This is a genomic window from Xanthomonas hydrangeae (assembly GCF_032697525.1).
GTDB lineage: Bacteria > Pseudomonadota > Gammaproteobacteria > Xanthomonadales > Xanthomonadaceae > Xanthomonas > Xanthomonas hydrangeae.
In genome coordinates, this window is record NZ_CP103836.1 from 2,663,909 (window position 1) to 2,677,250 (window position 13,342).

Annotated in this window: 13 protein-coding genes; 10 read left to right on the plus strand and 3 right to left on the minus strand. The window is 66.7% G+C overall.

The annotated features are described in order from the left end of the window. Nucleotides 1–23 precede the first annotated feature (23 nt). The 5 genes from ftsE (at nt 24) to rpoH (ending at nt 4,321) form a co-directional block, all read left to right on the plus strand. Nucleotides 24–710, plus strand: coding sequence for a cell division ATP-binding protein FtsE (ftsE, locus tag NYR97_RS11055; protein ID WP_023905405.1), 687 nt, complete (start codon nt 24–26; stop codon nt 708–710). Beyond that, complete coding sequence (ftsX, locus tag NYR97_RS11060) at nt 707–1,657, plus strand: permease-like cell division protein FtsX (protein WP_316692931.1); 951 nt, start codon at nt 707–709, stop codon at nt 1,655–1,657. Before ftsE ends, ftsX begins: the two co-directional genes overlap by 4 nt. Nucleotides 1,658–1,665: 8 nt before the next feature. Beyond that, a complete protein-coding gene (locus NYR97_RS11065) occupies nt 1,666–2,508 on the plus strand; it encodes a response regulator (protein WP_316692932.1) in 843 nt (280 codons plus the stop codon). 14 nt (nt 2,509–2,522) lie between these two features. Then, entirely contained in the window at nt 2,523–3,248 is a 726-nt protein-coding gene (gene ung, locus NYR97_RS11070) for a uracil-DNA glycosylase (protein ID WP_054591102.1), read from the plus strand. A 197-nt stretch (nt 3,249–3,445) separates the two neighbouring features. Next, nucleotides 3,446–4,321 carry an RNA polymerase sigma factor RpoH gene (gene rpoH / locus NYR97_RS11075; protein WP_006453141.1) on the plus strand — a complete coding sequence of 292 codons (876 nt, stop codon included), beginning with the start codon at nt 3,446–3,448 and terminating at the stop codon, nt 4,319–4,321. Nucleotides 4,322–4,464: 143 nt separating this feature from the next. On the opposite strand, the gene NYR97_RS11080 is transcribed toward rpoH, so the two are convergent. Further along, entirely contained in the window at nt 4,465–5,079 is a 615-nt protein-coding gene (locus NYR97_RS11080) for a trimeric intracellular cation channel family protein (RefSeq protein WP_006453142.1), read from the minus strand. A gap of 52 nt (nt 5,080–5,131) precedes the next feature. After that, the gene (locus NYR97_RS11085; RefSeq protein ID WP_316692933.1) at nt 5,132–6,424 is read right to left on the minus strand and encodes an NAD(P)/FAD-dependent oxidoreductase; all 1,293 of its coding nucleotides are present in this window, start codon (nt 6,422–6,424) and stop codon (nt 5,132–5,134) included. Nucleotides 6,425–6,542: 118 nt separating this feature from the next. On the opposite strand from NYR97_RS11085, the gene NYR97_RS11090 reads away from it, so the two are divergent. From NYR97_RS11090 to NYR97_RS11100, 3 genes are read left to right on the plus strand one after another with little or no spacing between them, the layout of a single operon-like run. Continuing rightward, nucleotides 6,543–7,073: a hypothetical protein gene (locus tag NYR97_RS11090; protein ID WP_316692934.1), complete on the plus strand. Its 531-nt coding sequence runs from the start codon at nt 6,543–6,545 to the stop codon at nt 7,071–7,073. Next, a complete protein-coding gene (locus NYR97_RS11095) occupies nt 7,070–7,900 on the plus strand; it encodes an NYN domain-containing protein (RefSeq protein ID WP_316692935.1) in 831 nt (276 codons plus the stop codon). The genes NYR97_RS11090 and NYR97_RS11095 overlap by 4 nt, the downstream gene beginning before the upstream one ends. Further along, a complete protein-coding gene (locus tag NYR97_RS11100) occupies nt 7,897–8,559 on the plus strand; it encodes a glutathione S-transferase family protein (protein ID WP_316692936.1) in 663 nt (220 codons plus the stop codon). Before NYR97_RS11095 ends, NYR97_RS11100 begins: the two co-directional genes overlap by 4 nt. A gap of 276 nt (nt 8,560–8,835) precedes the next feature. On the opposite strand, the gene NYR97_RS11105 is transcribed toward NYR97_RS11100, so the two are convergent. Further along, nucleotides 8,836–11,058: a primosomal protein N' gene (locus tag NYR97_RS11105; RefSeq protein WP_316692937.1), complete on the minus strand. Its 2,223-nt coding sequence runs from the start codon at nt 11,056–11,058 to the stop codon at nt 8,836–8,838. A 470-nt stretch (nt 11,059–11,528) separates the two neighbouring features. Here NYR97_RS11105 and NYR97_RS11110 point away from each other — a divergent pair, with 470 nt between their 5' ends. Both NYR97_RS11110 and NYR97_RS11115 read left to right on the plus strand, forming a co-directional pair. After that, the gene (locus NYR97_RS11110; RefSeq protein ID WP_316692938.1) at nt 11,529–12,566 is read left to right on the plus strand and encodes a hypothetical protein; all 1,038 of its coding nucleotides are present in this window, start codon (nt 11,529–11,531) and stop codon (nt 12,564–12,566) included. Further along, the gene (locus NYR97_RS11115) at nt 12,553–13,170 is read left to right on the plus strand and encodes a DUF3106 domain-containing protein (RefSeq protein ID WP_316692939.1); all 618 of its coding nucleotides are present in this window, start codon (nt 12,553–12,555) and stop codon (nt 13,168–13,170) included. The genes NYR97_RS11110 and NYR97_RS11115 overlap by 14 nt, the downstream gene beginning before the upstream one ends. Nucleotides 13,171–13,342: the final 172 nt, after the last annotated feature.

A 13,342-nucleotide genomic window follows, 5' to 3' on the forward strand; every position in this document is an offset into this window, starting at 1 on the left:
TGGCGCTCCGGCATAATCGCTGGATGACCGTTCTGCGTTTCGACAACGTCAGCAAGCACTACGCCGGTGGCCACCAGGCGCTGACCGATGTCAGCTTCGAAGTGGCCGATGGCGAGATGCTGTTCGTGACCGGCCACTCCGGCGCCGGCAAAAGTACCTTGCTCAAATTGATCCACCTCAGCGAGCGCCCGAGCCAGGGCGCGGTGCTGCTGGGTGAGCGCAACCTGCTCAAGGTGCGCGGCCGGCACATCCCGCTGCATCGTCGCCAGGTGGGGGCGGTCTATCAGGACCATCGCCTGCTGACCGACCGCAGCATCGCCGAGAACGTGGCATTGCCATTGATCCTGCGTGGCACCCGCCGCGCCGAGATCGGCAAGCGCGTGCGTTCGGCGCTGGAGCGGATTGGGTTGGCCCATCGCGAGAAGGCCTTGCCGTCGCAGCTGTCGGCCGGCGAGCAGCAGCGCGTGGGCATCGCCCGTGCCATCGTCGGCGAACCGCGCCTGCTGGTGGCCGATGAGCCCACCGGCAATCTCGACCCGGCGCTGGCCGCCGAAATCATGCAGTTGTTCGCCGAGTTGCCGGCGCGCGGCACCAGTGTGCTGGTGGTCAGCCACGACCTGGCCTTGCTCAAGCAGATGCGCAAGCGCGTGCTGATCCTGGATCACGGCCGGCTGGTGGACGACATCTCGCCGCAGGATCTGGCCGAATGAGCAAGCCCGCCAATACCGAAGCCGCCGCACCCTCGCGGTTCGGCGTGTGGATCGACCACCATCTGCACAGCATCGCCTTCAGCCTGGGCCGGGCGATGCGCAAGCCGTGGGCCACCTTGCTGACCATCGTGGTGATGGCGCTGGCACTGGCCTTGCCGCTGGGGCTGTCGATCGCCTTGGACAACGTCAAGCTGCTGGCCGGCAGCGTGCAGCAATCGCGCGAGATCAATCTGTTCCTGAAGGTGGAGATCGGCGCCGATGCCGCGCAGGCCCTGGCTGGCGAGCTGCGTGCGCGCCCCGACGTCGCCCAGGTCACCCTGCGTACGCCCGCACAGGGACTGACCGAGCTGCGTGAAAGCGCCAAGCTCAATGGGGCGATCGATGCGCTCGGCGACAACCCGCTCCCCACGCTATTGATCGTCACCCCGACCGATGCGGCCGACGATGCGCAACTGGCCGGCGCGCTGCAGGCCTTGCCGCAGACCGACCAGGTGCAGCACGACGCGCTGTGGCGCAAACGCCTGGATGGCTGGCTGCGCTTTGGCGAGCGTCTGGTGCAGGTGCTCTCGGCACTGCTCGGCGTCGGCGCGGTACTGGTGGTCGGCAACACCGTGCGGCTGGACATCCAGTCGCGGCGCGAAGAAATCGGCGTGCTGCAGTTGCTGGGCGCCAGCGATGGCTTCATCCGGCGCCCGTTTCTGTATCTGGGTGCGTGGTACGGGCTGGGTGCCGGCGCGGTTGCGCTCGCGCTGATCGCCGCCTCCGGGTTGGCCTTGCAGGCACCGTTGGCGACATTGGCCGACAGCTATGGCAGTTCTTTTACCCTGCACGGGCTCGATCTGCTGCATTCTGCGATGGTGCTGGTCGGCACCCTGGTCCTGGGTTGGCTGGGCGCCTGGCTGGTGACCGGCCATTTCCTTCGCCAGACCCGTCCCACCGAGACCTGAGGCCTGCCATGCATCCACCAGATCTCAAACACCTGATCAGCGACGCGCCGCGCGTGATGGTGGTCGATGGCTCGAAACTGGTGCGCAAGCTGATTGCCGATGTGCTGACCCGCGACCTGCCGAATGTGCAGGTGATCGGCTGCTCCAGCATTGCCGAGGCGCGTGAGGCGCTGGAGGCCGGCACGGTGGATCTGGTCACCACCTCGCTGTCGCTGCCCGACGGCGACGGCCTGACCCTGGCGCGCAGTGTGCGCGAAACGGCGGGCCAGGCCTATGTACCGGTGATCGTGGTCTCCGGCGATGCGCAGCAGCATCTGGTGGAGCGCCGCTTCACCGAGTACGTCACCGATTATTTCGACAAGGCGCTGGGCCACGAAGCCCTGGCGACCTTCATCCGCGGCTACGTGCAGCCGGAGCCGATCGTCGGTGCGACCGTTCTCTACATCGAAGACAGCCGCGTGGTGGCCGAGGCGACCAAGCGCATGCTCGAGCGCCAGAGCCTGAAGGTCATCCATGTGCTCACCGCCGAAGACGCCTTCGCGCTGCTCACCGCCGAATCGCTGGGCCGCACCGAGCGCCGCATCGACGTGGTGCTGACCGATGTGACCCTGAAAGGCGAGCTCAACGGCCGCGACGTGGTCGAGCGCATCCGCATCGATTTCGCCTACGGCAAGCGCCGTCTGCCGGTGCTGGTGATGACCGGCGACACCAATCCGCGCAATCAATCCGAACTGCTGCGCGCCGGCGCCAACGATCTGGTGCAAAAACCCATTGAAGAGCGGCTGCTGGTGACCAAGGTGTTGTTCCAGCTGCGCCTGGCACGGCTCGAGGATCAGGCTGTCACGCTATGACTGAAATGTTAGATGTGGCCGAAGTAGAAGCACGTATCCAGCTGGAACCGTCGTGGAAGGCGCGCGTGGGTGATTGGTTATTGCGCCCGGAGATGCAGGAGCTGTCCGCCTTCCTGCGTCAGCGCAAGGCGGCCGGTGCGCGGGTATTTCCGCCGGGCCCGCAGATCTTTGCCGCTTTCGATGCCACCCCGTTCGAGCAGGTCAAGGTGGTGATCCTGGGCCAGGACCCGTATCACGGCGAAGGCCAGGCGCATGGGCTGTGCTTTTCGGTGCTGCCCGGCGTGCCGGTGCCGCCGTCGCTGCTCAACATCTACAAGGAAATTCAGGACGACCTGGGCATAGCGCGGCCGGACCACGGCTATCTGATGCCGTGGGCGCGTCAGGGCGTGCTGTTGCTCAATGCAGTGCTGACGGTGGAGCAGGGGCGTGCCGGCGCGCACCAGAACAAGGGCTGGGAAGGCTTTACCGATCACGTTGTGGAAACGCTCAACCGCGAGCGCGAAGGCCTGGTGTTCCTGCTGTGGGGCAGTTATGCACAGTCCAAGGGCAAGGTCATCGACCAGGCGCGCCATCGGGTGTTCAAGGCCCCGCATCCCTCGCCGTTGTCGGCGCACCGCGGCTTTCTGGGCTGCCAGCACTTCTCCAAGACCAACGAGCATCTGCAGCGGCGCGGGCTCGGCCCGATCGACTGGTCGCTACCACCGCGTAACGCGCTCGACACCACGCCCGCCAGCGGCTGAACGAGTCGGGTGGCACCTCAATTCGCATTGGTTTTGTCACGGTCTTCGCAGCGTGGCGGTGATAACTTACTCATCGATTCGTGGAGTTGACCGCTGGAACGCCGGTATGGTCAAAAGCCCGAACGTCCTATAAATGGAACGCTGGGAACTCTTACTGTACCCGGCAGTCCAATAGTTCGACTGCTAAGATGGTGCCTATGAACCAGACTACCTCGACTGCCCTCGTGGCAAACAATCTCCCGATTCCCAGTGCGCTCGGTTCGCTGGACGCCTACATCGGTGCCGTGCACCAGATCCCGGTGCTGTCGGTCGATGAGGAACAGAATCTCGCCCGTCGTTTCCGCGACGAGCTGGATCTGGACGCCGCGCGCGAACTGGTCCATTCCCACCTGCGCTTCGTGGTCCACGTGGCCCGCGGCTACAACGGCTACGGCCTGCCGCTGGGCGACCTGATCCAGGAAGGCAACATTGGCCTGATGAAGGCGGTCAAGCGCTTCGACCCGGAAATGGGTGTGCGCCTGGTCAGCTTCGCAGTGCACTGGATCCGTGCCGAAATGCATGAGTTCATCCTGAAGAACTGGCGCATCGTCAAGGTCGCCACGACCAAGGCGCAGCGCAAGCTGTTCTTCAACCTGCGCAAGTCCAAGACGCGCCTGGGCTGGCTCAATGCCTCCGAAGTGACTGCGGTCGCCAAGGACCTGAACGTCTCCGAGCGCGAAGTGATGGAGATGGAGTCGCGTCTGTCCGGTCGCGATATCGGCTTCGATGCTTCGTCCGATGAGGACGACGATCATGGCCCGCCGTCGCCGGTGAGCTACCTGGTCGCCAATGAGGAAGATCCGTCGCAGGCCTACGAGCGTCACGACAGCGAAGACAACCAGCTGCAGCTGTTGCGCGAAGGGCTGTCCGGTCTGGATACGCGTTCGCGCGACATCGTCAAGCGTCGCTGGCTGGATTCCGATTCCAAGGTGACCTTGCAGGAGCTGGCCGACGAGTACGGTGTGTCGGCCGAGCGGATTCGCCAGATCGAGGCGAACGCGCTGAAGAAGATGAAGGCACTGTTCGTCGCCTGATCGGTTCGATCACGCGCGTCAGGTTGCAAAAAACGGCCCGGTTTTCCGGGCCGTTTGCGTTGCAGGTGTGCAGTTTTCATGTCCTTCGAAAAGCTGACGAACCGTCCGGATGATGCGCCCGGCATTGTCGCTTTGGCCGACAGCTACTCCGGCAGGCGCGCCACTGGCAGATGCCAGCCATAACGGATCGCCATGAAACGCAGGCCAAAACACACGCCCGCACCTGTCGCCAGCGACCAGGCTTGCGGCACGTCGAGCACATGCCCGATCGCGACCAGGCCGCCGCCTGCGAGTGCGGCCACTGCATAGAGCTCCGCCTGCAACACCACCGGCGTGCGTGCGACCAGCAGGTCGCGCGCGATGCCGCCGCCGATGCCGCTGAGCATGCCGAGCAAGGTCGCGCTGAGCGGACTGAGCTGATAGTCCAGCGCCTTGCTGGTGCCGTAGACCGCAAACAAGGCCAGCCCGGCTGCGTCGAACAGTTGCACCGGGTTGCGCAGCCGTTCCACCGCGGCATGCCAGCGGAAACCGGCCACCCCGGCCAGGCAGGCGATGAGCAGATACTGCGGATGCACCAACGCAGCCGGCGGGGTGGCGCCGATCAACACATCGCGCACGATGCCGCCGGAGACTGCGGCCGCGCACGACAGCACCAGCACGCCGAACAGATCCAGGCGATTGCGCACCGCCACGGTGGCGCCGCTGAGAGCGAACACGAAGGTGCCGAGCAGATCCAGCAGGAACAGGAGAGTGGTCACGGCGCCGCAGTGGGAACGGGCGGCACAGCATCGCGCACCGCCCGTCGCACTGTCATCCGTCTTTGCTGTTGGGCGGCGGGTCGTCGGTTGCGCCACCGAAGATGATGCGTGCGGCGCGCTGGTAGCTCCAGTACGCCATTGCCCAGTTCACCAGCACCACGAAGCGGTTACGGAAGCCGATCAGGAAGTACACGTGCGCGGCCAGCCAGAACCACCAGGCGACGATGCCGGACAGCTTGAGCTTGCCCACATGCACGATCGCGGCCATGCGGCCGATGGTGGCCAGATTGCCGTAGTCCTGATAGCGGAACGCCGGCGTGGCCTGGCCGCGATGGCGCGCGCGGATCGCCTTGGCGATGTGCTTGCCCATCTGCTTGGCCGCCGGCGCCACGCCCGGCACCGGGCGGCCATCCTGCTGCACCGAGGCCAGGTCGCCGCCGACAAAGATCTCCGGATGGCCGGGCACGCTCAGGTCCGGCTGCACCAGCACGCGCCCGGCGCGATCCAGCGGCACGCCCAGCGTACGCGCCAGCGGCGAGGCGGCCACGCCGGCCGCCCAGACGACGGTACGCGCGGGCACGAAGGTATCGCCGAGTTGATAGCCGAGCGCGTCGATATGCGTCACCGGCGTACCGGTGTGTACTTCCACGCCCAGGCGTTCCAGCTGCTTGCGCGCCTTGTCGGTGAGATCTTCCGGGAACGAGGGCAGCACGCGCGGGCCAGCTTCGACCAGACGCACGCGCGCCTGCTGCGGATCGATGTGGCGGAATTCGTCCTTGAGCGTATGGCGGGCGATTTCGGCCAGCGTGCCGGCCAGCTCGACGCCGGTCGGGCCCCCGCCAACCACCGCAAAGCTAAGCCAGGCGGCGCGTGCGGCCGGGTCGGATTCGGCTTCGGCACGCTCGAAGGCCAGCAGCAATTTGCGCCGCAGCACCAGCGCGTCGTAGAGCGTTTTCAGGCCTGGCGCATGCTCGGCCCAGTGATCGTTGCCGAAGTAGGCATGGGTGGCGCCGGTGGCCAGCAGCAGCATGTCGTAGCCGAGCGTGTTGCCATCGGCAAGCACCACTTCGCGGCGGGCCGGTGCGATCTCGGCGACGTCGCCGAGCACTACTTCGACATTGCGTTGTTCGCGCAGGATGTGCCGCAGCGGTGCGGCGATATCCGGTGCCGACAGGCCGGCGGTGGCCACCTGGTACAGCAACGGCTGGAACAGGTGATGGTTCTGGCGGTCGATCAGGGTGATGCGGATGCCGGGATCATCGAGCGCGCGGGTCGCCCATAAGCCGGCAAAACCGCCACCAACCACGACCAGATGCAGTGGAGCTTGGGAGGGAGGAGAAGTCATCGTAGAGTCCGATGGAATGCGACGCGGGCTCATCAGCATGCCGCATTTGCACTGAACATGACGCCTGAATTCGGCCTGCCTGCGGCATCATGTCGCATCCCGTCGATCCGGTTCCCGCATGTCGTTGCCGCCACCGCCCTTGCCGCCGTTGTCACCTCCGCCGCAATCGCCGTTTTCCTCCTCCACGTCTGCCGCAGCGCCGTCCGCGCCGGCAGTGCGTCCCGTTCGAAAGCGGCTCAGCGGGGTCGCGATCGGCCTGATCGGCCTTGCAGGCTGCGCGATGCTGTTCGGCATGCTGGTGCTCGGGGCGCTCGGCTGGTTGATCGTCACCGGCTGGTCGCTGTTCGCCGATCAGGCGCGCACCGCGCTGCAGGACGATGCGGTGGTGCAGGAGCGGATCGGCCAGATCCACACGATGCGGGTGGATCTGTATCGCACCGGTCTTGCGCCGGGCGGCGATGATTTTGTCTTCAATGTGGAAGGCGATCGTGGCGCGGGGCGGGTGCATGCCACCTGGGTCAGCGCCGGGGCAGAAAGCGAGACGCTGACCAACGGGATGCTCACCATGCGCGATGGCAGCGAATACGCGTTGCCGGGCGCAACTGCTGAAAATACCGAAACCGACTCTGCCGATTCCTGGGAGCAATGAGCATGATCGACAACCCCGACAAACGCATCGCCTTGCTGATCGATGCCGACAACGCGCCGGCCGGCAAGATCGACGTGGTGCTGGCCGAAGTGGCGCGCTACGGTGTGGCCAATGTGCGCCGCGCCTACGGCAACTGGAAGAGCCCGCACCTGAAAAACTGGGAAGCGGCGCTGCACGATTATGCGATCCGGCCAATCCAGCAATTCGCCTACAGCTCGGGCAAGAACGCCTCTGACATGGCGATGGTGATCGATGCGATGGACCTGTTGTACGCGCGCAATCTGGACGGGTTTGCCATCGTCTCCAGCGATGCGGATTTCATCCCGCTGGTGATGCGTCTGCTCACCGATGGCATGAAGGTGTACGGCTTCGGCGAGAAGAAAACCCCGGCGCCGTTCGTCAATGCCTGCTCCAAGTTCACCTATGTCGAAGCGCTGGGCGAGCAGGCGGCGGCAGCTGGCGACACCGCTGCAGGGCGCAAGGACGCCACGGCGCTGCGCAGCGATACGCGTCTGGTGCAGATGCTGCGCAATGCGATCGACAGTGCCCGCGAAGACGATGGCTGGGCGCTGCTGAGTGCGGTGGGCAAGCAGGTGGCCAACCAGGCCTCGTTCGATCCGCGCAACTACGGCTACCGCAAGCTCAGCGATCTGGTGCGCGCGATCGGCTTGTTCGAGATCAAGCAGGACGAGCAGGCGCTGTGGCTACGCGATGCACCCAAGGGCGTGCGAGCGAAGGCTGCGCAGTCCGCTGCTGCTGGATCAGCGCAAGCCTCCGCTGCGAAGCCTGCGGCGCGCGCGACGTCCAAGCCGGCGGCAGGGAAATGACCATGGCACCTGCTGCAACGCAGCCCACCGCGCAGACACCAACGATCACGTTATGGGGGCGCCGCAATTCCAGCAATGTGCGCAAGGTGTTGTGGTGCGCCGAAGAAGCCGCAGTGCCCTACACATCGATCGAAGTGGGTGGCGCTTTCGGTGGTAACGACACGCCCGCGTATCGCGCGTTGAATCCGAACGGGGTGGTGCCGACGCTGCAGGATGGCCAGTTGGTGCTGTGGGAATCCAACGCGATCGTGCGTTATCTGGCCGCGCGTTATGCGCCGGCCCTGTATCCGCAATCGCCGGCCGAACGCGCGCTGGGCGATCGCTGGATGGACTGGACCACCTCGACATTTGCCGGTGTGTTTCGCGATCTGTTCTGGGGCGTGCTGCGCACCCCCGAGGCCGAGCGCGATCACGCACGCATCGCCGCTGCTTTGATGCGCTCAGGCGAACTGCTTGCACGCGCCGATGCGGCATTGGCGCAACAGCCGTATCTGTCCGGCGAACAGTTCGCGATGGGTGACATTCCGCTCGGCAGCTTTATCTACGCCTGGTTCGAGATGCCGATCGACCGGCCCGATTTGCCGCATCTGCAGGCGTGGTACCAGCGCTTGCGCGCGCGGCCTGCGTACCAGCGTGGCGTGATGACGGCGCTGACCTGAGTTTCGCGTTTCCGCTCATGCCAGCATGGTCCATGGCAGGCACCGCACGCGCTGCCGACACGACACGTTGCTGCAAGTACGTGGGCCTCGTACATCGCACGGCCAAATAGCTCGCGTTTTCTGTAGGAGCGCACCCGTGCGCGATGGCAGTGCCGGTAATGCCGCATCGCGCCCAGGTGCGCTCCTACAAAAGATCACGCCATGCGCGATCAGGGATCTGGGCACAGCGCGCAAAACGTGAATCTGGCTGCAGCCGCGTGTTCGACATGCCCTGCACTAATACAGATCGATCGGATCCACATCCAGCGACCAGCGCACGCGCCGCGCCTGCGGTAGCGCATAGATCGCAGGCAACTGCGCGTCCAGCAGACGATGCAGGGCCGAACGCTGTTGCGCGGACAACAACAACTGGGTTCGCTGGAAACCGGCGCGGCGCGGCATCGGTGCGGGCATCGGGCCGTAGCATTCCACTGCGGCAAACGCGGGCGATTGCGTCGTGGTGTCTGACGTGGTCAATCCACGCACTGCCATCAAAAACTGATTGGCGGCCGCCACATCCTTGGCCTCGGCGCGGAACAGCGCCAGATGCGCGAAGGGTGGAAATCCAGCGGCCTCGCGCTGCTGCAGTTCGGCATCGGCAAAGGCGTGATAACCGCCGTTGACCAGGGTCTGCAGCAAGGGATGTTCCGGGTGGTGGGTCTGTAACCAGACCTCGCCGGGGCGGTCGGCACGCCCGGCGCGTCCTGCCACCTGGATCAGCTGCTGGGAGAGTTTCTCTGCGGCGCGGAAATCGGCCGAAAACAGGCCTTCGTCGATGCCGACCACCACCACCATGGTCAGCCGTGGCAGGTCGTGGCCCTTGGCCAGGATCTGGGTGCCGACCAGGATGCCGGCTTCGGTACCGAGCCGGGCGAGTTGGGTTTCCAGGGCATCGCGGCGCAGGGTGGTGCTGCGATCGATACGCACCACCGGAAACTCCGGGAACGCCTCGGTCAGGCGTTCTTCCAGCCGCTCGGTGCCGATGCCTTGCGGCTGCAGCGCCAGACTGGCGCAGGCTGGGCAGGCCAGCGGTGCGGATTGGCGCGCGCCGCAGTGATGGCATTGCAGGCGCCGGCCGCCGGCGTGCACGGTCATCGGGGTCTGGTGCAGCGGCGTGCTGCAGCGTTGGCAGGCGGCGGTCCAGCCGCAGTCGTGACATAGCAGCACCGGCGCGTAGCCGCGGCGGTTCTTGAACACCAGCACCTGCTCGCCGCGCGCCAGGGTGGCGCCGATACCGGCAAGCACCTCCGGCGACAGGCCGTCCTTGAGCGGACGCTTGCGCACGTCGAGCACGCGCACGCGTGGCGGACGCGCCTCGCCGGCTCGACGCGACAGGCGCAGATGCTGGTAGCGCCCGGAATAGGCGTTGTGCAGGCTTTCCAGCGATGGCGTGGCGCTGCCCAGAATCACCGGCACATCCAGCGCCTTGCCGCGCACCAGCGCGAAATCGCGGGCGTGGTAGCGGATGCCGTCCTGCTGCTTGTAGCTGCCGTCGTGTTCTTCATCGACCACGATCAGGCCGGCCTTGGGCAGCGGAATGAAGATCGCCGAGCGGGTGCCGACGATCAGTTTTGCCTCGCCACGCCAGGCGGCCGCCCACACGCGGGCGCGTTCCCCATCGGACAGGCCGGAGTGCAGCGCGTGCACCGGCACGCCCAGGCGGGCGCGGAAGCGGCCCAGCGTTTGCGGGGTCAGGCCGATTTCCGGCACCAGCACCAGCGCCTGGCGTCCGGCGGCAAGGCAATCGGCGATCGCCTGCAGGTACACCTCGGTCTTGCCGCTGCCGGTGACGCCATCGAGCAGATAGGTGGCAAAGCCGGTGTGCGCACGCACGGCGGCGGCGGCGGCGTGCTGTTCGTCATTGAGTTGCGGGCCGCTGCCGGGGCGCGCCGGGATCGCATCGGCGGGTACCGCCACGCGCTCGGCATAGTCGCGCTTGGCCAGGCTGCGCGCGGCCTGCCGCCATTCCGGCAGCAACGGGTCGAGCTGTTCTTCACCCACCGCACCGGCCAGCAGTAGGGCCGCCAGCAGCGCCGGCCGGCTACCGGTGCGCAAACCGGTGGCGCCGGTGCGCCCGGCCTCGGTCAGCTGCCAGGCCCAGGCATGGGTATCGGCCAGCGGCTCGCCACGCCGCAACGGGCCGGGCAGGGCGCTGGCCTGGGCTTCGCCAAGCGGGGCGTGGGTGTAGCGCGCCAGCCAGTGCAGCGAGCGGGCCAGTTCGTCGACCAGCAGCGGGGCATCGTCGCACCAGGCCAAGGCGGGGCGTAGCCCCTCGGTCGAGGCCAATTGCCCGATGTCCACTACCACTCCGACCAGTTCGCGCGGCCCGAACGGCACCCGCACCCGGCAGCCGACCCGCGCCGGATCGGTCAGCGGGGCATCGGCCGGGGGCAGATAGTCGAACAACTGGGGCAGCGGCACCGGCAAGGCGACACGCAGGGTGGCGACGGTCGAAGACATCCGGCCAGTCTACCGACCCTGTCCAGAGGCCGGCAGTCGGGTATCAGATCGCCCCAAATCGGCACCTTGGCTTACGGCGCGTTTCTGTGACGCAAGTGATAAATACGACGTAAACCTATGTGAGGGTTAAGGAAACCGGTTTATCCACACTGCCTGTGGATAAACCTGTGAATTAGTCTCGTGCTCCACGCCGTGAAGGCGGATTCACTAGCCTCTGCAACCTCTTGGACATTTTTTAGCCACCGCGCATAAGTCATTCAATATCAATTACTTAGGCGTGAAACATGATTGCAACAGGGAAAAACCAACAGTTGACAGACGCGCACGTATCGGTATGTCTGCCGCTGTGCACAACCCGCACGGGTGGCGGTCGCGGCCCGTGTAAGGGCGGAGCAAGGCCGGCTCGATCTGTCAAGCCATCGGCGGGGGCCAGTTGCGTCGGTATCATGCCGGCCGATGCTGGAGTTCTCATGACCGTAGTCCCCGACGCCCCTGTCACCCCTGCCGCGCTGTCAGCCTTCCTGCGCGGTGTCGAACGCCGGGGTCTGGTGCTCGCGCAACTGCAATGCGGCGATGTGGCGGCGGCCGAGCGGGCCCTGGCTGCGGCGCTACGTGCCTTCAGCAGCCAGGCGGCAGGGCGCCCGATGGCCGGCTGGCCGATGCGCTTTTGGAGCCTGTTGGCAGCTGCCCCGCCGCTGCGACGTGAGCCCATGCCGGGCACCTGGCTGCCCCCGTTCACCGCGCTGGGGCGAATGCAGACCGCCGACCGGCTGGCGCTGCTGCTGCGTATCGTGGCCGGGCTGGAAGAAGAGTCCGCCAGCGAGGTGCAGGGCATCGACGTGGCCGCGTACCGGCAGTCGCTGGCCCGCGCCTGCCCGCGTAATGCAGCCGGCAATCCGGATGCGCAGGCGTGGCGGGTGCTGGCCGAGGCGGCGCAGCAGGAGTTGCGCGATCTCACCCCGGCGCAGGTGAGTCGACTGGGGCAACTCCGCGATTCGGCCCTGGCCGGCATGCCGCTGCAACCGGCGGCGGCAGCGCCTGTGGTCGCCGCTGCCGAGCCGCGTCGTCCGGCGGCGCCACGTGTGCGCCCCGCCCGTCAGTGGCATTGGCCGCGGATCTCGCGCCGCCACGCCGGCATCGTGCTGGCGGTGCTGGCATTGGCACTGCTGCTCGCAGTGCTGGGCTGGTGGTGGACCCATCGCCGGCCCGCACTGCCACCCGAGCCGGTCTCGCAGGCGCCGGCCGGCGTGCTGCATGTCACCGGCGCCGCGCCGGTGCTGGTGGAAGAACTTCCCGCCGCCGACCTGCCGGACGCAGCGGCAACCCCCGGCATGGACCCGCGCGACCAGGCGATGCTGGCCGACCCGGATCTGGAACTGGCGCGCGCGGCCGATTTCTACGCCTGGTATGCGGCCGGCCATCCGGTGCCAGCCGACGAATCCGGCGCGCATGCCACCGCCGCCGAGCCGCCTGCCGCCCCGATGGAGACCGTCGATGACGAGAATTAAGTGGTGCGGCCTGCTGTTGTGCGCCGCTGTCGGGGTGGCCGGTGCGCAAGCCCTGCCGGCGCCCTTGGAAGAAGGCAGCGCTGCCGCGCCGTCAGGTGGCTCAACGCCCGACGCCGCGACGCCCGCGACTCCAACTTCCGCGACCCCGAGCGCCGCACAGCAACGCGCGCGCTGGGATGCATTGACGCCGGCACAGCAGGCCGAGCTGCGCGCCCGCTATGCCGCGTGGAAAGGGCTCACCGCCACCGACCGGGTGGTACTGCGGCAGGCACGCGAGCGTCTGCATGCCTTGCCCGAAGACCAGCAGCGCGCATTGCGCACGCAGTTCACTGTCATGGATCGCCTGCATCGCGATGGCTGGCGCCTGGGCTCGCAGCTGGGCGCGTTCTATTCCCCGTTGCAGCCATTGATCGGCTACGTACCGCCGGCACAGCGCGACGCGCTCTTGAGCGTGCTGCGCAGCCTGGATGCCGGGCAGCTGGAGCAGCTGGCGCTGTTGGCGCAGCGCACCCCGCCGCAGGAGCGCGATGCCTTGCGCGATGCCTTGCTGGCCGAGGCGCCTGCAACGCGCAATGCATGGTTGAAGCGGCAACTGGCGCGCTGATGTCGAAACCGTTGCTGTCGAAACCCTCAACGCACCGTCGCGCGTCCGCGCGCCGCTGGCGCATGGGAGGCTGACTGACCCACGTCGCACAGTGCGGGTAAGATGTCGGCCCCGCGCGACCCGGTGCCAGCGCCTCCCGGCACGGCCGTAGTCCGCGCAGCGATCGGTTTGT